The sequence below is a fragment of the Mesorhizobium sp. WSM4844 genome, assembly GCF_055811775.1.
In genome coordinates this window covers 50,295-70,031 of sequence record NZ_JBVVQB010000013.1, presented here as the reverse complement: position 1 = coordinate 70,031, position 19,737 = coordinate 50,295, and the positions used below count along the sequence as shown (strand labels likewise).

The window sequence follows — 19,737 nt, the reverse complement described above, 5'->3', positions numbered from 1 at the left end:
ATCAGACGCAACAAATTCGCCCTGCCGGCGGCAATCGTCTTGGCTCTTGGTTTTCCCTCGTCCGTATCGGCGGGCGACGCGAGTCTTGGGTTCACTGTCCGCCCCTCTGTTGGGGAGTGGTCGATTACAATGATGCGCAGCTAGAGAGACGCAAACACGTACCCCGCCGGTGCACTCCACAGAATGTGCTATAGTTATTGTCGTTCCACCGTCGATGAGAGGGCAGATGAGCGGACCAAGCGACCTCAATCTCTGGCATCGCATTGAAGGCTACAATTTCGATCAACCCGACATCAATCTGCCCTTCTCGGCCAGGCTTGCCCGAGAAAATGGCTGGCCGCCGGAGTTTGCGCAGCGTGTCGTCGAAGAATATAAAAAATTCGTCTACCTGATGTGCGTCTCTGACGAGATGCTGACCCCTTCGCAGGAAGTCGATGAAGCCTGGCACCTGCACCTCGTGTACACCCGCAGCTACTGGGACAATTTCTGCCGTGGCGTGCTGGGCAGGGATATCCATCACGAACCGACCGAAGGCGGTGCTGCTGAAAACTCCAAATTCCACGATTGCTACAGGCGAACGAAGGAACGGTATCAGGAAGAATTCGGCACCATGCCGCCGTCCGACATCTGGCCGGGCGAACAGATTCGCTTCGGGGACGCCGAGCGACGCACGGCCGTCGAGACATCGCGGCTGCCATATGTCACGAAGAGCCAACTCGGCACCGCTGCCTTCTATGCCTTCTTCGTTTTGTGGGCAGGATGGAGTCTCGATTGGAATTCGTCCGCGTGGATGTTGATTGTCGGAATGGCGGCATTCGTCGCCCTTACGCGCCTGCTTCCGGTCGGGCGGCCGCGAAGAGACAGACGGAACGCTAATAGCGGAGGCTGCGGCGGCGGGGGAGGCGGTGATGGCTGCGGCGGCGGGTGCGGCGGCGGTGAATGAGCAGTTTCGGGCAGGAATGTCTGCTGCCCCTGCCATTCTTCCGGACTCCTGACGTCTGCTATGGCCGTCCCTATGTGATGCAGCCTTCCCCCCGCTTAGCGGGCTTTGAGGCCGGATCGAGGCCGGAGCCTCGCGTCGGCTCTCTTCAAAATAGAAGCCCTGGGCGCGAGGGAAGCGCCCAGGGGAAGGACTCAGCTTAAGTCGCGGGAGGACTCAAACGGGTGTCTAGGGACATTCCTTAAGGTCCACCTCGCAAGTAGCATTAGTATCACGAGCATCCACTTGTACTTCCACAGGTGTCGCACTTCTCGCACGTGCCGTTCCGCACCATCGTAAAATTGTGGCATTCGGAGCATTCGTTGCCAGTGTAGCCCTGCATAAGGGATTGCTGACGCCTTGTAGCGGCAAGCGCCTTGGCCTCGGCCGCTTCTTTCGCGGCCTCGTCGGTGAACAGCCCAGTCGGGTCGGTTGCCTCCTCGTAGACGATATCCTCGACCAGTTCCTTCGCCCGCTCCTCGTAGTCTCGCTTATAGGCGATCGCTTCGTCGCTGGCCGGCTTCAGCGCCAGCACGTTGGAGCCTGAGAACGCCGTCGGCGCCGAGCGAGTGGGGGCGGGAGAGGGACTTGAACCGCCGAACCCCTTGGGGTCGGCACCCATGCCCGATACCAGCTTGACCGGCGAGACGCCGCGGGTCAGGCCCTTCGAGAACGGTGTCGCCTTGCCTTCGTTGATGCCGCGGCCGAGTGCGGTCTTGTCGAAGTCCGACTGGTCGACATGGGCGAGGTCGTGGCGGGCAAGATAGGACACGGCAAGCTCGCGGAACACGTAGTCGAGGATCGACGTGGCGTTCTTGATCGCGTCGTTGCCCTGCACCATGCCGGCCGGCTCGAATTTGGTGAAGGTGAAGGCTTCGACATATTCCTCGAGCGGCACGCCATATTGCAGGCCGAGCGAGATGGCGATGGCAAAGTTGTTCATCATCGCCCGGAAGGCCGCACCTTCCTTGTGCATGTCGATGAAGATCTCGCCAAGGCGACCGTCGTCGAATTCGCCGGTGCGCAGATAGACCTTGTGGCCGCCGACGACCGCTTTCTGGGTATAGCCCTTGCGACGGTTCGGCAGCTTTTCGCGGTCGCGATAGAGGCGTTCGACGACGCGTTCGACGATCTTTTCGGTCACCTGCACGGCGCGCTGTGAAGCAGGTGCGGCGATCAGCTGCTCGACGGCATCGTCCTCGTCGTCTTCGACGTCGGCAAGCAGCGAGGCATTGAGCGGCTGCGAGAGTTTCGAGCCGTCGCGATAGAGCGCGTTGGCCTTCAGCGCCAGCTTCCACGACAGCATGTAGGCGCCCTTGGCGTCTTCCACCGTCGCGTCGTTCGGCATGTTGATGGTCTTGGAAATGGCGCCGGAGATGAAGGGCTGCGCTGCCGCCATCATCTGGATGTGGCTGTTGATCGACAGTGAACGCTTGCCGATCTTGCCGCACGGGCTGGCGCAGTCGAACACCGGCAGATGCTGGTCTTTCAGAAATGGTGCTCCCTCGAGAGTCATCGCCCCGCAGACATGGATGTTGGCGGCCTCGATGTCCTTCTTCGAGAAGCCGAGCGCCGGCAGCATCTCGAACGAGAAATCGTTGAGCTGCTCGTCGGTGAAGCCAAACGTCTCCTTCACCCAGTCGGCACCCAGCGTCCACTGGTTGAAGACGAACTTGATGTCGAAGGCCGACTTCAACGCGGCGTTAAGTGCCGCGATCTTGTCGTCGGTAAAACCCTTTGCCCTAAGCGAGCCGGGGTTGATGGCAGGCGCCTGGTTGAGGTTGCCGTGGCCGACCGCATAGGCCTCGATCTCGGCGATCTGGCTTTCCGAATAGCCGAGCGTGCGCAGCGCTTCAGGGACGGCGCGGTTGATGATCTTGAAATAGCCGCCGCCGGCCAGCTTCTTGAATTTCACCAGTGCGAAATCGGGCTCGATGCCGGTGGTGTCGCAATCCATGACCAGGCCGATCGTGCCGGTCGGCGCGATCACGGTCGCCTGCGCATTGCGGTAGCCATGCTCCTCGCCGAGCTCGATGGCGCGGTCCCAGGCAGCCTTGGCATGGGCGGCAAGCTCCGGCTGCTTCAGGTCGGAGGCGACCAGCGGCACCGGGTTGACGGCGAGTTTCTCGTAGCCGTCCCTGTCGCCATAGGCGGCGCGGCGATGGTTGCGCATGACACGCAGCATGTTCTGGGCATTGCGGTCGTAATCGGGGAAGGCGCCGAGTTCGGCGGCCATTTCGGCCGAGGTGGCATAGGCCGTGCCGGTCATGATGGCGGTGAGCGCTGCGCAGATGGCGCGGCCCTCGTCGGAATCATAGGGAATGCCCGATGTCATCAGCAGGCCGCCAATATTGGCGTAGCCGAGGCCGAGCGTGCGGTATTCGTAGGAGAGCTTGGCGATCTCCTTCGACGGGAACTGCGCCATCATGACGGAAATTTCCAGCACCATGGTCCACAGCCGAACCGTGTGTTCGTAGGCAGCGATGTCGATGGTGCCGTCGGCGTTGCGATAGGGCAGCAGGTTGATCGAGGCCAGGTTGCAGGCGGTGTCGTCGAGGAACATGTATTCCGAGCACGGGTTGGACGCCCGGATCGCACCGGCGGCGGCGCAGGTGTGCCAGTCGTTCATCGTCGTGTTGAAGTGCAGGCCCGGGTCGGCCGACGCCCAGGCGGCATAGCCGATCTTTTCCCACAGATCCCTGGCCTTCAGCGTCTTCAGCACCTTGCCGTCCTTGCGGGCGGTAAGGTGCCAGTCGCCGTCCTGCTCCACGGCGCGCAGGAAATCGTCCTTCAGCGAGACCGAATTGTTGGAGTTCTGGCCCGAAACGGTGAGGTAGGCGTCCGAATCCCAGTCGGTGTCGTAGGTCTTGAACGACATCGAGGTGTAGCCCTGCCTGGCGAACTGGATGACGCGGTAGATGTAATTCTCCGGCACCCCGTCCTTCTTGGCCAGCTTGATTTCACGCTTCAGCGCGGTGTTGATCGCCGGGTCGAAGCAATCGTCGTCCTGGCCTTCGCAGTTGATGCAGGCCTTCATGATCGCTTCGAGGTGCTTCTTGACGATCTTCGAGCCGGTGACCAGCGAGGCGACCTTCTGCTCTTCATTGACCTTCCAGTCGATGAATTCCTCGACATCGGGATGGTCGGCGTCGACGATGACCATCTTTGCAGCGCGGCGCGTCGTGCCGCCCGACTTGATGGCGCCCGCCGCGCGGTCGCCGATCTTGAGGAAGCTCATCAGGCCGGACGAACGGCCGCCGCCGGACAGTTTTTCGCCCTCGCCGCGCAGGAACGAGAAGTTGGAGCCGGTGCCGGAGCCGTATTTGAACAGGCGCGCTTCACGCACCCACAAATCCATGATGCCGCCTTCGTTGACGAGATCGTCCTGCACGCCCTGGATGAAGCAGGCATGCGGCTGCGGATGCTCGTAAGAAGACTTCGACTTGGTCAGCTTGCCGGTGAACGGGTCGACATAGAAGTGGCCCTGGCTCGGGCCGTCGATGCCATAGGCCCAGTGCAGGCCGGTGTTGAACCATTGCGGCGAGTTCGGCGCAACGCGCTGGGTGGCCAGCATGTAGGCGAGCTCGTCGCGGAAGGCGCGCGCGTCTTCCTCCGATTTGAAGTAGCCGCCCTTCCAGCCCCAATAGGTCCAGGTGCCGGCGAGCCGGTCGAAAACCTGGCGGGCGTCGATCTCGGAGCCGTAGCGCTCAGCCTCGGGCAGTTTTGCCAGTTCGGCCTCGTCGGCGACGGAGCGCCACAGGAAGGAAGGGACGTCATTCTCCTCGACCTTCTTCAGCCGTGCCGGCACGCCGGCCTTGCGGAAATATTTCTGCGCCAGGATGTCGGCGGCAACCTGGCTGAACTGCGCCGGCACATCGATATTGTCCAAGCGGAACACCACCGAGCCATCCGGATTTTTGATCTCCGAAAGCGCCTTGCGGAATTCGATCTCCGCATAAGCCGCCCGTTCTTGACCTGCTAGCCCTTGCTTGGTGAAACGACGCTCGATGCGCATTGGTCCTATCCCTTTGTGTCTAGATATAGCGCCTTTCCCAGGGGATTTCTGCCCCCATCGCGAAACGCGCATGTCCGCCGTCTGCCGGCGTTCGAAAACGGCCGGCTCCTTTTCACGAAGCTCCGCCCGCCCTGCTGGTCGAACTCCTTGCGAAGTAGCCGTCCAACGCGCCGACGGACCCTGCGGGTCCCTCAAGACTGAAACTTTTTTGCGACTCCCTCAATCGAGGGAACTTCACATTATCTAGCGTCGAACCTACCTGCAAACACTAAATATAGTATTAACAGACAATTTATTCCAGTCCGACATTTTTCCCTTTCGTCCCCAAAAAACCCCAAAATCCCGACGCCTCCGCCGGCCCCGTAGCCAGGGCGGAAATGCGGCCAAACGCACATAATCCGGGAAAAAAGACCGGGCTCAAAACTTTCCGGTCGCGCTCTCAACAGGAGCGCATGACCTATAAAAGGCGACTCGTTTTGCGCCGTCAAGGATTCGTTTGCGTGGCTTTTGTGACCCCAACATCTTGTGTGTCACATATGTGGATAACGGGGATAGAAGTGGCGCGGAGGGTTTCGATTTTAGTCCACGCGCAGGCAATCGTCCGCGATAAGGCATGCCAAAGCTGGAGTGGCCAAATCGATTCCCTTTGCCAAAGAACATCGCCGGTGATGCGCGGCAGGTGCGCGGCTTTGGCCGGTGAGTCTATGCTTGCTCAGGAGAACTGGTGCGGGGCGGCGCAGAAATAGGCGATGATCTGGCCAAGGTCCGGCTCGTTGACCATGCGCACGGCCTCGGCGGGGCTGACCCATTTGCGGGTGCGCGACCGCTTTTCCTTCCAACGGTCGGCGATCTTGTCGACCCGCAGCGGAAACACCAAAACCTCGCAAGGCACCTCCTCGCCGGAAGCCAATGCCTTGGCATAGAAGTAGCGGCCGGCTTCGTGGTGGGAGACCGTGCCGCGCAGTCCGGCTTCCTCGCCGGCCTCGCGCGCCGCCGCTTCGCAAAGCAGTTCCTTGGCCTCGGGCCAGCCCTTGGGAAGCACCCAGCGGCCGGTATCGCGGCTGGTGATCAGCATGATCTCGACGCCATGCCCGGTATCGCGCCAGGGCAATGCTGCAACCTGCAGACGGCACGGCACTGTGCCGAAGAGCCGCTGGACCCTTTCGGCCAAATGGTTGTGCGTTACTGGCCTCGTCAACATCGGAGAAGCTTGCCCCAGCCTCCAGAATCACTTGCCGTCTCGTGAATCTTACGGCTAATCATAAGCAATAAAAGTAAAAAACCTCATACGCACGAATTAACCACACACGAGACGTCGATTCAGGAATATCGTGCGCCGCGGCACTCTTTCAAGAAGTGCGCCGGCAAGAAGGTCGCGCCGGTATGTTCCGGGAGGAGAAAAAGCAGCTGCCGCGAATCAGCCGGCGTGGTCGTCGGCGATCGGCTTCTGGTAGGTGAAGCCCATGTCCCACGGAAAATAGATCCAGGTGTCCTGGCTGACCTCGGTGACGAAGGTGTCGACCAGCGGCCTGCCTTTCGGCTTGGCGTAGACGGTGGCGAAATGCGCCTTGGGCATCATGGCGCGGACGATGCCCGCGGTCTTGCCGGTGTCTGTCAGGTCGTCGATGATCAATACGCCGGCGCCGTCATCGGCGAGCAGTGCCGGCGTGACCTCCTTCAGCACCTGCAACTGCCCCTGGCTGGCATAGTCGTGATAGGAGGCGACGCAAACCGTCTCGATGACCCGGATGCCGAGTTCACGCGATATGATGGCGGCCGGCACCAGGCCGCCGCGGGTGATGCAGACGATCGCCTTCCATTGGCCTTTGTTGGCGCCGGCAAGCCGCCAGGCGAGCGCACGCGCGTCGCGGTGGAACTGATCCCAGGAGACGGGAAAGGCCTTTTCGGGAAGGGACATTTTTCGCGCACTCCGCTGCGCGCGAAAAACGCGCGCAGGCACCTGAAGGAATGCGCGCGGAAATAACTGGAAAGCCTTGGCTTTGGCAAGGGCGGCGGCAAGCGATCCCTGTGGACTTGCCGCCTGTGGACTTGCCGCTGGTCGATTTACCGCGACAGGAAAGCTGCCACCGGCAGGGTGCGCAGCACCGTGCGGGTGACGCCGCCGAACAGCAGCTGGCGCAGCCAGGAATGGCTGTAGGCGCCGAGCACGAGCAGGTCGGCGCCAGTTTCGGCAACCCTGGTCTGGATCACCTCGTCGACCGAGTGGCCGGCCGATTGCAGCACCGAGACGCTGACCGTGGCGCCATGCCTGGACAGGGCGGCGGCGATTTCGGCGCCGGCCGCCTCCGGGGCCTCGTCGAGCGTATCCGGCGGGTCGATGACGACAATATCGGTTCTTTCGGCCTCGATGATGACGGGCCGGGCGTCGAAGGCGGCGCGCGCCGCCTCCTTGCTGCCGTTCCAGGCGAGCAGCACATGCTTGAAGCTGGTGATGAGCGGGCCTGAGTGCGGCACGACCAGTACCGGCCGGCCGGCGTCGTAGACCAGCGTGTCGACGTCGGCGCTCGGATCGCCGCCCGTCTCGCGCTGCGCGGCGATGATCAGGTCCGCGGTGCGCACGGTTGGGATGCCGGTCAGCGCGCTGTCTCCTGAAAAGCTCTCGAGGCTGCGCCACTCGAAGGAAAGGCCGGACTCTTCGACATGCCTGAGGAAAACCGCCCGCAATTTTTCAGCACGCTCCTTGTTCATGTCGGCGGAGACCTGCAGGAACTCGGTGTCGGGAAAGCCGGTGGCCGAGGTGTAGGGGACGGGAAGCGCTTCGGCATGGATGCCGATGAGATGGCTCTCGAACTTGTCGGCAAGCGGAATGGCGCATTCGAGCACGCGCTCCGCATCCTGTTCGTTCTGCAGTATGGCGACGATGGTCTTGAATCGCATGGTAACCCCTCAATTCACGGGCGATCGAAACGCGCCCGCATGAAACGTCACTGCACCATGCTTGGTTCCGGCTAACCCGGATACGGGCTAATGCATGTCGCCCAAAAGCATACTTTGGGCACGAGGGTGCGCAGCGGATTTGGGATCGCGCCGTGCATACAGACAAGAAAGTTAAAGCGGGTCGCATGGATCGTCTCTGACGCGACGCGCTTTAGATCAACTGGCCGCGCTGGTGAGGCCTGCGACCATCGCTTCGACCTCGGCGCGGGCGGCGTCCAGCGCTTGCTGGCTGCGGGCACGGACGACCAGCTCGGTCCAGAACTTGCCGTCGCCATATTTCGGGTAGGAGCCGATGATCGTGTCCGGGTGTGCCTTCTGGATGTCGCCCAGCGGTCCGCCGACCAGGCCTTCGCCGAACGGACAGTGCACAGTGGCCGACAGCATTTTGGTGCCGGCCTTCAGCGTCGGCACCACATTGTCGAGCATCGCCTGGAAAATCGCCGGCACGCCGGCCATGACATGGACGTTGCCGATGCGAAAGCCCGGCGCGATCGACACCGGATTGTCGATATGGTCGGCACCGCGCGGCATCCGCGCCATGCGCTTGCGCGCCTCGGTGTATTCGATGCCGCGCGCCGCGTAGCTCGCTTCCAGCATGGCATAGGCTTTGGCGTCGTAGTCGCAGGGCACGCCGAACGCCTTGGCAATGGCATCCGCGGTGATGTCGTCATGCGTCGGGCCGATGCCGCCGGTGGTGAAGACATAGGTGTAGCGGGCACGCAGGGCGTTCACTGCGGCGACGATCTCGTCTTCCTCGTCGGCAACGATGCGCACCTCCTTAAGGTCGATGCCGATCGCCGTCATGATGTCGGCGAGGTGGCCGATATTCTTGTCCTTGGTGCGGCCGGACAGAATCTCGTCGCCGATGACGAGCATGGCGGCGGTGACGATTTCGGGCATTGGCAGGCTCCGGCAGAAGGTCGCGTTAGGCAGGCAGGTCGCCTGAGGCAGACAGGGTCGCCTGGGCAGACAGGGTCGCCTGGGCAGACAGGGTCGCCTGAGATAACGCGGCGGATGGTTGGCGGCAATGCGCCTCTTCTTCCTTCTCCCCTTCTTGTGGGAGAAGGTGGATTGGCGCGCAGCGCCAAGACGGTTGAGGGGTGTTGGACGGAGTGCTGTTGGTGCCAAGCTGGAACACCCCTCATCCGACCGAGCTTCGCTCGGCCACCTTCTCCCACAAGGGGGAGAAGGGAGAAGGCGCCCCGCAGGGCGCTATTCCTTCACCGCTCCGGTCATCGAGGAAACGTAGTGCTCGACGAAGAACGAATAGAGCACCACCACCGGCAGCGAGCCGATCAGGGCTCCGGCCATCAGCGCTCCCCACTCGTAGACGTCGGAGCGGACAAGCTCCGTGAGCACCCCGACCGGCACAGTCTTGTTTTCGGACGACTGGATGAACGTCAGCGCATAGATGAATTCGTTCCATGACAGGGTGAATGCGAAGATGCCGGCGGAAATCAGGCCGGGCACCGACAGCGGCAGCACGATCTTCATGAGGATCTGCCAGCGGCTCGCCCCGTCGATGAGCGCGCATTCCTCCAGTTCGAACGGGATCGAACGGAAGTAACCCATCAGCAGCCAAGTGCAGAAAGGCACCAGGAAGGTCGGGTAGGTGAGGATGAGCGCGAACGGGGTGTCGTAAAGCCCAAGGTTGAACACCATCACCGACAGCGGGATGAACAGGATCGACGGCGGCACGAGATAGGCGAGGAAGATCGCCAGCCCGACCTGCCGCGCCCCGGAAAACCGCAGCCGTTCGATCGCATAGGCCGCGAACACCGCAGCCAGCAGCGACAGGAACGTGGCGGCGGTGGAGATGATGATCGTGTTGAGCAGCCAGCCCGGATAGGACGTATCGAACAAGAGATAGCGGATGTGCTCGAAGGTCGGATGCACGACCCATAATGGATTGAAATTGGCGTAGTCGGTCATCTCGAGGTTGGGTTTGATCGCCGTGATCGTCATCCAGTAGAACGGGAACAACAGCACGATGACGAACACCAGCAACGGCAGATAGACCGTCACCACGCGCCGCGGCAGGCTCTGAAGGTAGCCCATGCCGCCTTCGTCGAGTTCCGGACGTTTCGTTTTTTTGATCGTGGCCATGTCAGTCTCCGCCGCCTTGCTGCCATTTGCGGCGTTGCAAGCCGAAATAGCTGAACAGGATCGCCGCAAGCAGGAACGGGATCATGGCGACCGCGATGGCGGCGCCCTCGCCAAGCTGGCCTCCCGAAATGCCGCGCTGAAACGACAATGTCGCCATCAAATGGGTGGCATTGACCGGTCCGCCGCGGGTCAGCACATAGATCAGCTGGAAATCGGTGAAGGTGAACAGCACCGAAAACGTCATGGTGATGGCGATGATCGGCGTCAGCAGCGGCAGCGTCACAAAACGGAACAATTGCCAGCGACTGGCGCCGTCGAGCGTGGCGGCCTCGTAGAGCGACTGGGGTATGGTCTGCAAGCCGGCCAGCAGCGTGATCGCCACGAACGGAATGCCGCGCCAGACATTGGCGGCGATGACCGAAGCGCGCGCGTTCACAGGATCGCCGAGGAAATTGATGCGATGGTCGATCAGGCCCATTTCCATAAGTGCCCAGGACAGGATCGAGAACTGCGAATCGTAGATCCACCAGAAGGCGATTGCCGACAGCACCGTCGGCACCACCCACGGCAGCAGCACGATCGCGCGGAAGAACGATTTGAAGGGAAGGTTCTGATTGAGGATAAGCGCCAGCCAGAGGCCGAGCGCGAACTTCAGGATCGACGCGCTTATCGTGTAGAGCAAGGTGTTGAATACGGAGAGCCAGAAGACGGCGTCATCCGACAGATATTGGTAGTTTTCGATGCCTATGAAAATACCGGGGCGGCCGATGCGGGCATCGGTGAAGCCGAGCCAGATGCCGAGCCCGAGCGGATAGGTGAGGAAGACCAGCAGCAGCGCTGCCGCCGGCAGCATGAAGCCGAAGCCAAGCGCGTTCCGGCTGTCGGCCAGGAGCGACAGGCTCCGCGACAGGATCGACGGACGCGGCTGAACGGCAGCGGACGACACGGCCATGGGACGGCTCCTCATACGGTCTGCTGGCATGGTGGCCTGAGAGGCCGCCACGCGATTTCAGGACCAGACCGGGCAGCGCGGTCGCGCCTGCCCGGCTCGGCTGCGATCAAACGCGGTAGTAGCGGTTGGCGCGTTTCTCCGCCTCTTCCACCGCCTCCTGCGGCGTCGCCTGGCCCGTCACCGCCTTGGCGAACATGTCGACCAGCACATAGTCGGCCATGGTCGCAGCCGAGGCGTAGCCGAGCGGCCCGGCATAGCCATTGGGACGCAGCGTCGCCGAGGCCTTGGCGTAAGCGGCATTGTTCGGGTCGGCCGTCCACACCGGATTGTTGTCGAAGGCCTTGAGTGTCTGGCAGCAATAGCCGGCCGAGGAGGTGATCCATTCCGCCATTTGCTGTTCCTCGAACATGAACTGCAGATAGGCTTTTGCCGCATTGGGATAGGGCGTGTAGTCGAAGATCACCGCCGTGGTCACCTGGAACAGCTCGACCGATTTCCCGACAGGGCCGATCGGCAGGCTGGTCGTGCGCATGTCCTTGGCGATTTCAGCCAGTTTCGGATCATTGTCCTTGTTGGTCTTGGCCGTGTTATACACGGAAATGCCGTTGGCGATGACGCCCAGTTCGCCGGCCAGGAAGGCGCGGTTGTTGTTCACGTCGAGCCAGCTTTCGGTGCCGGGGATGAAGGTCTTGTAGAGTTCCTGGGCGTATTCGATCGCCTTGAGCGTCTCGGGGCTGTTGATCGTCACCTTTCCGCTCTCGTCGACCATCTGGCCGCCATGGCTCCACAGCAGCCAGTGAGCATAGTTGTTGCCGTCGCCGACGCCATGGCCGTGTGTGAAACCGGCCGGATGGCCCTTCGCCTGCAAGGCCTTGCAAAGCTCGAGGAAGCCCGCCGTGTCCTTCGGAAATTCCGAGAAGCCAGCCTCCTTCACCCAGCTTTCCCGATAGACGATGGCATTGCCGATGGTGGCCAGGGGCAGGCCGAGGAATTTTCCCTCCCGCGTCGCATACTGCTTTGGTCCGTCGTGCCAGCCGCCATATTTCGTGCCGAGATACTCACCCAGTTCCGACACGTCGTGCAACTTGTCGGGGTACTGGTGCGGGTCGTCGAACCAGACCAGCATCAGATCTGGGCCGGAGCCGACATTGGCGGCAACCGCCGCCTTGGGGCGAATGTCCTCCCAGCTTTCCTTGTCGACACGGACCTCGACGCCGGTCGCCTCGGTGAACCGCTTGGTGTTGGCCAGCCATTGGTCTTCATCGCCCTGAACGAACGGCGACCAGCGCAGCATGCGCAGCTTTGCGCCGTCTTCGGGCTTGTACGTCAACCCCTCCTGGGCAAAGGCGGAAGAGCCGATGAAGCGGCTTCCCAAGGCTCCCGCCGCCACGCCGGCAGTCGTGCGGATCACGTCACGTCTGGTGAATTTCATGCTCGTTTCCTCCTGTTTATTGTCTTGCCTTATGGTTCCTACTGCCGGGCGCGCAGTTCGAAGCGCTGCCCGGTTTCGCCATGAAAGAGATGGATGAGGCCCGGCTCGGCCGTGAGCCGTACGGTCTCGCCCGGCGTGAAGGAATGGCGCTCGCGGAAATTGGCGACGATCTCGTCACCGCCGGCCGTCCGGCCGATGAGCTGCACTTCCGACCCGGTCGGCTCGACCACCACGACGGTGACGGGAATGCCATCGTCCTGGGATAGCCGCAGATGCTCGGGGCGTATCCCCAGCACCACCTGCTCGCCGCTGCCGGTCGACGGCACTGCGGCCAGCGGCAGGGAAATCCCCCCCGAGCCGCGAAAAGACGGTGAGCCGCCGTCCGTCGCGATTTCGCCCCTCAGCATGTTCATGGCGGGCGAGCCGATAAAGCTGGCGACAAAAAGGTTGTTGGGCCGGTCGTAGAGTTCCAATGGCGGCCCGATCTGCTCGACGATGCCGTCATGCATGACGACGATCTTGTCGGCCATGGTCATGGCCTCGATCTGGTCGTGGGTGACATAGACCGTCGTGGTCTTCAGGCGCTGGTGCAGTTCCTTGATCTCGGCGCGCATCTGCACCCTGAGCTTGGCGTCGAGATTGGACAGCGGCTCGTCGAACAGGAAGACCGCCGGATCGCGCACGATCGCCCGGCCCATGGCGACGCGCTGGCGCTGGCCGCCGGAAAGCTGCCTGGGATAGCGCTCCAGCAATGGCACCAGCCCCAGGATTTCGGCGGCGCGCTTGACGCTGGCAGCGCTTTCGGCTTTCGCAACACCCTTGAGCATCAGCGAGAACGCCATGTTTTCGGCGACGGTCATGTGCGGGTAGAGCGCGTAGTTCTGGAACACCATGGCGACGTCGCGTTCTTTTGGCGCAACGTTGTTGACGACGCGCTCGCCAATCGCGATCTGGCCGCGCGAAATCTTTTCCAGGCCGGCGATCATCCTGAGAAGCGTCGATTTTCCGCAGCCCGACGGCCCGACCAGCGTGACGAACTCGCCATCCTCTATATCGACGCTGACACCGTGGAGAATCTCGACGGTTCCGAATGATTTGTAGACATCGCCAATCGCGACAGACGCCATCGATTTCCTCCCGAATGCTTCCTGCGACGTCTTCGAAGAAACCGCTTTCCTGACTGGCCGCGGCAGTTCCCAAAGCTCCTCCCTGGTCACGCGCGATGATGAAACGGTAGCGCTACCAGACTGCCCTGTAAAGCGGCTGCGTGGCAAGCGCCCTTCTTCGTCGCGCCTGATCGTACTTGTCCCCAATGGGATTGGAGTTCGCCATGTCCAGGGTCGTAGCAGGAGCATGATTTGCCCAGCCCCAGCTCTTAAAACCGGAGGTGCGAGAAGCTATCAGCGACGACACCAGCCTTAATCGGAAACTTCGGTTTGCGGCCGGTCCCGACCGTCGGCAAGCTCGTCGTGCCATTTGCCTTCGGCGTCCTCGTACTGGATGCCGTCGGTGGTGCCGGCGACCTGCTGTTCGGCCGAAGCGATCTCGGCGGCGCGCAACGCATCCTCGTGCGTAGGGAACGTCTCCGAAAATGTCTCGCCGACCTTATAGGCCCAGCCCCCGTCATGCTCGACGATCTTGTAGGTCAGCTTGGCCATGAAATCCTCCAGTGGAAAAAGCTCAGGTTGCTCAATGCGGTTTGCCTTGGGGCAGTTTGCGGTCGGGCAGTTTGCCTTGGGGCAATCTCTCGTCGGGAACCAGCACGTCCGATTCCTTCGCGGCCTCGACCAATGCCCGGCGCGCATCCGCTGTCGAACGATAACCTTCCAGCACTTTTAGGCAAGTGTCGAGAGCATCGCGATGCCGAGGGCCACGATTGAGCGGCCAGACGGTCATCAGGCACTCCGCAGCTTCCTGGGTGCTGCGGATCTCACGGTATTTGCCGACACGGCCAAGTTCGACCACGACCGGCTTTTCAAAAGGCTTGCTGTCCATCATCGCCGCCAACGCGGAGCCGCTGATTTGGTTGCACGCCCCTTGGCGTGCGCAAATGTCTCGGGGTAACGGTCGTTGCGGCGGCGGCCCTGCAATCGGGCCGGTCAGCCGGCCGCCTTCATCCAGTGCTGCATCGTCGTCACCGAGCGGGCAAGCTGCGGCGCCGGCTGGATTTTTTCGCCGAAGGTGGCCGCGGCGCGCCACGCCCAGCGCGGATCGGCGAGGAAGGCGCGGGCCAGGGCCACCATGTCGGCACGGCCCTCGGCGACGATCGCCTCGGCCTGCTTCGGATCGTCGATCAGGCCGACGGCCCTTGTTGGGATTCCGGCGCCGTTGCGAACGGCCTCCGCCAGGTGCACCTGGTAGCCGCGACCTGCCGGCAGCTTCTGCAGGGGCGAATTGCCGCCGCTCGAGCAGCAGAGATAGGCGACGCCCGTTGCCTTCAGCGCCTTGGCCACTTCGATTGCGTCGGCGACGTCGAAGCCGCCATCGACCCATTCCTTGACCGACAGGCGCGCCCCGAGCATCAGCCCGGGCACTGCCTTTCTCACCGCCTTGGCGATCTCGACGACAAAACGCATGCGGTTTTGCAGCGAGCCGCCCCAGCGGTCGGTGCGCTGGTTGGAAAGCGGCGACAGGAACTGGAAGATCAGATAGCCGTGCGCCGCGTGCAATTCGATGAAGTCGAAGCCGGCACGTTCGGCCCGCCGTGCCGCCTCGGCGAAGCGTTCGATGATCTGCAGGATCTCCTCGTCCTCCAGCGCCCGCGGCACCTGCCAGCCCGTGTCGTAGGCGATTGCCGAGGCAGACACGATCGGCCAAGGGTCCTGATCGGCGTTCAGCGGCCCGCCGCCTTCCCAAGGTTTTTGGTTGGAGGCCTTGCGGCCGGCATGGGCAAGCTGCGTACCGAACCTGGTGCCGGGAGCGGCAACGCGCTTGGCCGCATCCAGCGCGCGCCGGGCGGCCGCCTCGTTGTCGTCGGAATAAAGGCCGAGGCAGCCATGCGAGATGCGGCCGCGCCGCTCGACGTCGGTCATCTCGACGGTGACCATGCCGGCGCCGGACATCGCCAGGTTCATCCAGTGATACAGGTGCCAGTCGCTCGCCGAGCCGTCTTCGGCGGAATACTGGCACATCGGCGCCACCGCGATGCGGTTGGGAAAGGTGAGGCCGTCAAGCGTGATCGGCTGGAAAAGGGAAGGGGTCATCGGGAAACTCCGGGGAGGGGCTGTCGCTATTTAGGCAATGGTTTGCGCCTGCGCCATACACGAGGCGGTGAAGCGCTGCCCGTCTACCCCTGCCGGGCACCTCAAACGTTCCGCAGCAGGCACCGTCGGCCAAGCTGCTGTCGGGATTGCGCGAAGGCCCGATCACCGCTACGCCTCGCCGGCAACACGGAGTTCACCATGGAAGACCGCATTCGCATCCGTTCGGAGGAAGTCCTTTCCGACGACTGGGCAGTCCTGAAAAAGACCGTCCTCGATTATCGCCGGCGCGACGGGCAGTGGGAGACGCAGATCCGCCAGACTTACGATCGCGGCGACGGTGCGGTGATCCTGCCTTACGACCCGGAGCGCTCGACGGTTCTGCTGGTGCGGCAGTTCCGCTACGCGGCCTACGCCACCGGCCACCGCGAGCCGCTGATCGAGGCCTGCGCCGGCCTGCTCGATGAACACGATCCCGAAACCTGCATCCGCAAGGAGGCGGAAGAGGAACTCGGCTACCGGCTGAAGGACGTGGAGCGGCTGTTTTCGCCCTATATGAGCCCTGGCAGCGTGACTGAGCGGCTTTGGTTCTTCGTCGCCCGCTATTCACCGACCGACCGCATCTCCGACGGCGGCGGTGCATCGGACGAAGGCGAAGACATCGAGGTCCTGGAAATGCCGCTCGACGAGGCGCTGGCCGGCATCCACGACGGCAGCATTATCGACGCCAAGACCATCATCCTGATCCAGCATCTGAAGCTGAATCCGATCCGGGTTTGATCCAAGCCCGAACCTGGATGCGCCAGCGCAGTGGCGCCGGCGTTGCTGGTGCGGACGACGGGAATCGAACCCGTACGATCAGAGATCGAGGGATTTCAAGTCCGATGTGAGGTGGTGCGAGCGACGGGGATCGAACCCGTAAGCCATTGTAGTGGCGGCAGATTTTAAGTCTGCTGAGTTTACCAGTTTCTCCACGCTCGCTGGCACAGTTGGCCCTGTTTGGCACAGCCGTGGCACTGTGTCACGAAGGTTTCTCAGCAGGATTGGCACGGGCAAACTTGGTGCGCTGCTGCGGTGCAGAACCTTTTGATGGCGGAGCGAGGCGCCCCCCTCTTTCCTGCCGGACAGAGGGGGGCGCGAAGGATCGCTACGGAGCGCGTTTATTCTGAGCCGTTGCATTCTTCGGCGGATGTCACGGAATGGATCCCAGGGTCTGCGCCGCGTCGCTAGGATGACGAAGGCGCGGCGGCTTTCGGCCAATCGCAGACGTTGGAGAATTGGCGGCTGCAGGCCGGTCAGCAGCGACGGGCCATCCACTGGTTCAAACTTGATCAAAATCATCCCGGAACCATTTCGCAACGCCTGAGTTTCGGGCTAAAGCTACTGGAACCCCTGACATGGCAGAGTTTGACACAGGACAAGGGAAGTCTGTTGCCAACGCGGTACGGCAATTGCTGCGTTCCGAAGACTATCGCCGGCACTTGCACGGCGTGCTGAATCTTGCCGTCGACCCACGACTGCCCAGCACCTTTGTCCCATTGCTTGAGGCGCTTGATCAGGCCGGGCGGGAACCGTTTTCGCATTCCCGGAGCCCAAACGAGCGATAACCGAGAAAACGCGCTGATCTTCTCCTGCACCCGCTAATCTCTCCTGCACCCCATGACTCAACGCTACGACACTGAGAAGACACCTGAAGGCACATGGGACATCATCGATGTGTTCACGGGACTGCCGGTTGTCGAGGTCGGCGTCCCGTTGATCGACATGCCGATCGAAGAGGCCGACGATCTGGTCGAGCTTCTCAACTGCCGCGACAGGGAACTGCGGGGCGATACTTGAGCGCCCGATTGCCTGATCGAAACTCCCGAACGTCAATTCAAAGAAAGATCCGCTAGCGAGTGGCGAGCTGATTTAGGCCCGCGCCTGATCGTCTGCGTTCCAGCGCTGGCGGTTGGCGAAAGCCGACGCGACACCAGATCTCCCCCCTTGCGGGGGAGATGTCCGGCAGGACAGAGGGGGAGGATCGCGGCTTCATTCCAGCTTGGGTTCCTCTCCCACGGAGGCAGCTCAGATCTTGAGAAGTCGGAGGGACAGCACCCCCCTCTGCCTTGCCAGGCATCTCCCCCGCAAGGGGGGAGATCGGCAGCTTCGCCGACGGCGCCTACTTTGGAGAGTCCGGCGACGAAAGGTGAAGACCCAGTTCTCCGCTGGTCAAAATCCGCGCGGCTTGGCACAGTCGGGAAAACAGGAGTCTCCTCATGGCGAAGACCGCGCGTGCGACGAAACCAAAACCGTGGGCCGAGTCGGCGACGCATCTGGTCGACGTCGCGATGGGCAGGAGGCCCGCCGATCTCGTCATCCGCAACGGGCGCTGGGTCAACGTTCATTCCGGCGAGATCATCGCCGGCACCGACATTGCCATTGCCGGAGGCCGTTTCGCCTATTGCGGGCCGAATGCCGGCCATGCCATCGGCCAAGGCACCAAGGTGGTCGACGCCGGCGGGCGCTATCTGGTGCCGGGCCTTTGCGACGCGCACATGCATGTCGAGAGCGGCATGGTGACGGTGACGGAGTTTTGCCGCGCCGTCATCCCGCATGGCACCACCTCGATGTTCATCGACCCGCACGAGATCGCCAATGTGCTCGGCCTGCCGGGTGTGCGGCTGATGCATGACGAGGCCGTCGCCATGCCGATCAACGTGCTTGTGCAGATGCCGTCCTGCGTGCCTTCCGCACCTGGGCTGGAGCATGCCGGCGCCGAGCTGACGGTTGCCGATGTGACCGAGGCGATGGGCTGGGAAAACATCGTCGGACTTGGCGAGGTGATGAACTTTCCCGGTGTCGCTGCCAACGATCCGGTGATGGCCGGCGAGATCGCCGCGACGGTGAGGGCGGGCAAGACCGTCGGCGGCCATTATGCCTCGCGCGATCTCGGCCTGCCGTTCCACGGCTATGTCGCTGGCGGCCCCGAGGACGACCACGAAGGCACGCGCGCCGAGGACGCCATCGCTCGCGTCCGCCAGGGCATGAAGGCAATGCTGAGGCTGGGCTCGGCATGGTACGACGTCGCCTCGCAGATCAAGGCGGTGACGGAGAGCGGGCTCGATCCGCGCAACTTCATCCTGTGCACCGACGACAGCCATTCCGGGACGCTCGTCCATGAAGGCCATATGGACCGGGTGGTCCGCCACGCCATCGGCCAGGGGGTGAAGCCGGTGACCGCGATCCAGATGGCGACGCTCAACACCGCCCAGCATTTCAGGCTGGAGCGCGAGCTGGGGTCGATCGCGCCGGGGCGGCTCGCCGATCTGCTGATCGTTTCCGATCTGGCCGCGATGACCATCGACGAAGTCTATGGCCGCGGCGTCAGGCTGGCCAAGGGCGGCAAGCTCGACATCGACATCCCGGCCTATGACTATCCGAAGACGGCAAAGAACACCGTCAAGCTCGGCAAGAAGCTCAAACCGGGGGATTTCGACATCGTGGCGCCTGTCGGCGCCAACGAAATTCGGGTGCGGGTGATCGGCGTGATCGAGAACCAGGCGCCGACGCGGGCGCTCGAGGCCGACCTTCCGGTGGAGGACGGGCTCGTCGCCATGGACCGCCGCAACGACGTCTGCCAGATCGCGCTGGTCGAGCGCCACCGCGGCACGGGTGGTGTCACCAACGCCTTCGTCTCCGGCTTCGGCTATATGAGCGACTGCGCCATGGCCTCCAGCGTGGCGCATGATGCGCACCACATCATCGTCGTCGGCACCTCCAAGCAGGACATGGCATTGGCGGTCAACCGGCTGGGCGAGGTCGGGGGCGGCGTCGTGCTGTTCTCCAGGGGCAAGGAACTGGCGCTGGTCGAAATGCCGATCGCCGGCCTGATGTCGGACGAGCGCGCCGAAATCGTCGCCGCCAAGGCCGACAAGCTGACCGAGGCAATGCGCCAGATGGGCTGTTCGCTGAACAACGCCTATATGCAGCACTCGCTGCTGGCGCTGGTCGTCATCCCGGAACTGAGGATTTCCGATGTCGGCCTGATCGACGTGACGACGTTCCAGAAAGTCGACCTGTTCGTCTGACAACGATCAAGGGCGTGTCCACTCC

16 protein-coding genes and 1 tRNA gene are annotated in these 19,737 nt (G+C 62.6%); 4 read left to right on the top strand and 13 right to left on the bottom strand.

Going from position 1 to position 19,737, the window contains the following annotated elements; genetic code table 11:
• The first annotated feature begins 169 nt into the window (after window positions 1–169).
• The gene (locus AC0L2A_RS13300; protein ID WP_473609188.1) at window positions 170–943 is read left to right on the top strand and encodes a glycine-rich domain-containing protein; all 774 of its coding nucleotides are present in this window, start codon (window positions 170–172) and stop codon (window positions 941–943) included.
• A gap of 268 nt (window positions 944–1,211) precedes the next feature.
• Here the strand turns inward: AC0L2A_RS13300 and AC0L2A_RS13295 are convergent, their stop codons facing one another.
• The 12 genes from AC0L2A_RS13295 to AC0L2A_RS13240 all read right to left on the bottom strand — a co-directional run bounded on the left by AC0L2A_RS13295 (window position 1,212) and on the right by AC0L2A_RS13240 (window position 15,645).
• Window positions 1,212–4,994 carry a vitamin B12-dependent ribonucleotide reductase gene (locus AC0L2A_RS13295; protein WP_473609187.1) on the bottom strand — a complete coding sequence of 1,261 codons (3,783 nt, stop codon included), beginning with the start codon at window positions 4,992–4,994 and terminating at the stop codon, window positions 1,212–1,214.
• A 712-nt stretch (window positions 4,995–5,706) separates the two neighbouring features.
• Window positions 5,707–6,195, bottom strand: coding sequence for an NUDIX hydrolase (locus AC0L2A_RS13290; RefSeq protein WP_473609186.1), 489 nt, complete (start codon window positions 6,193–6,195; stop codon window positions 5,707–5,709).
• A gap of 216 nt (window positions 6,196–6,411) precedes the next feature.
• Window positions 6,412–6,912 (bottom strand): xanthine phosphoribosyltransferase, encoded by a 501-nt coding sequence (gene gpt / locus AC0L2A_RS13285; protein ID WP_023798205.1) that lies wholly within the window; start codon window positions 6,910–6,912, stop codon window positions 6,412–6,414.
• A gap of 146 nt (window positions 6,913–7,058) precedes the next feature.
• A complete protein-coding gene (locus tag AC0L2A_RS13280) occupies window positions 7,059–7,892 on the bottom strand; it encodes a universal stress protein (protein WP_473609185.1) in 834 nt (277 codons plus the stop codon).
• 216 nt (window positions 7,893–8,108) lie between these two features.
• Window positions 8,109–8,852: a competence/damage-inducible protein A gene (locus AC0L2A_RS13275; RefSeq protein ID WP_473519595.1), complete on the bottom strand. Its 744-nt coding sequence runs from the start codon at window positions 8,850–8,852 to the stop codon at window positions 8,109–8,111.
• 312 nt (window positions 8,853–9,164) lie between these two features.
• Window positions 9,165–10,058 (bottom strand): carbohydrate ABC transporter permease, encoded by an 894-nt coding sequence (locus AC0L2A_RS13270; protein ID WP_091591324.1) that lies wholly within the window; start codon window positions 10,056–10,058, stop codon window positions 9,165–9,167.
• Window position 10,059: 1 nt separating this feature from the next.
• Entirely contained in the window at window positions 10,060–10,911 is an 852-nt protein-coding gene (locus AC0L2A_RS13265) for a carbohydrate ABC transporter permease (protein ID WP_413468443.1), read from the bottom strand.
• Between the two features lie 205 nt (window positions 10,912–11,116).
• On the bottom strand, window positions 11,117–12,442 hold the full coding sequence (locus AC0L2A_RS13260; RefSeq protein ID WP_473609183.1) for an ABC transporter substrate-binding protein: 1,326 nt from the start codon (window positions 12,440–12,442) through the stop codon (window positions 11,117–11,119).
• Between the two features lie 38 nt (window positions 12,443–12,480).
• Complete coding sequence (locus tag AC0L2A_RS13255; RefSeq protein ID WP_236389981.1) at window positions 12,481–13,569, bottom strand: ABC transporter ATP-binding protein; 1,089 nt, start codon at window positions 13,567–13,569, stop codon at window positions 12,481–12,483.
• Between the two features lie 291 nt (window positions 13,570–13,860).
• Complete coding sequence (locus AC0L2A_RS13250; RefSeq protein ID WP_023798198.1) at window positions 13,861–14,100, bottom strand: DUF2188 domain-containing protein; 240 nt, start codon at window positions 14,098–14,100, stop codon at window positions 13,861–13,863.
• A 31-nt stretch (window positions 14,101–14,131) separates the two neighbouring features.
• Entirely contained in the window at window positions 14,132–14,440 is a 309-nt protein-coding gene (locus AC0L2A_RS13245; RefSeq protein ID WP_287376131.1) for a DUF982 domain-containing protein, read from the bottom strand.
• Between the two features lie 101 nt (window positions 14,441–14,541).
• Complete coding sequence (locus tag AC0L2A_RS13240) at window positions 14,542–15,645, bottom strand: NADH:flavin oxidoreductase/NADH oxidase (protein WP_473609182.1); 1,104 nt, start codon at window positions 15,643–15,645, stop codon at window positions 14,542–14,544.
• A 198-nt stretch (window positions 15,646–15,843) separates the two neighbouring features.
• On the opposite strand from AC0L2A_RS13240, the gene AC0L2A_RS13235 reads away from it, so the two are divergent.
• Complete coding sequence (locus tag AC0L2A_RS13235) at window positions 15,844–16,422, top strand: NUDIX domain-containing protein (protein WP_091591316.1); 579 nt, start codon at window positions 15,844–15,846, stop codon at window positions 16,420–16,422.
• Window positions 16,423–16,534: 112 nt separating this feature from the next.
• Here the strand turns inward: AC0L2A_RS13235 and AC0L2A_RS13230 are convergent.
• A tRNA-Leu gene (locus AC0L2A_RS13230) sits at window positions 16,535–16,623 on the bottom strand.
• A gap of 678 nt (window positions 16,624–17,301) precedes the next feature.
• Between AC0L2A_RS13230 and AC0L2A_RS13225 the strand changes: the two genes are divergently transcribed.
• Together AC0L2A_RS13225 and ade are read left to right on the top strand one after the other, a co-directional pair.
• The gene (locus AC0L2A_RS13225) at window positions 17,302–17,481 is read left to right on the top strand and encodes a hypothetical protein (RefSeq protein ID WP_091591311.1); all 180 of its coding nucleotides are present in this window, start codon (window positions 17,302–17,304) and stop codon (window positions 17,479–17,481) included.
• Window positions 17,482–17,900: 419 nt separating this feature from the next.
• Entirely contained in the window at window positions 17,901–19,712 is a 1,812-nt protein-coding gene (gene ade / locus AC0L2A_RS13220) for an adenine deaminase (protein WP_287376098.1), read from the top strand.
• Window positions 19,713–19,737: the final 25 nt, after the last annotated feature.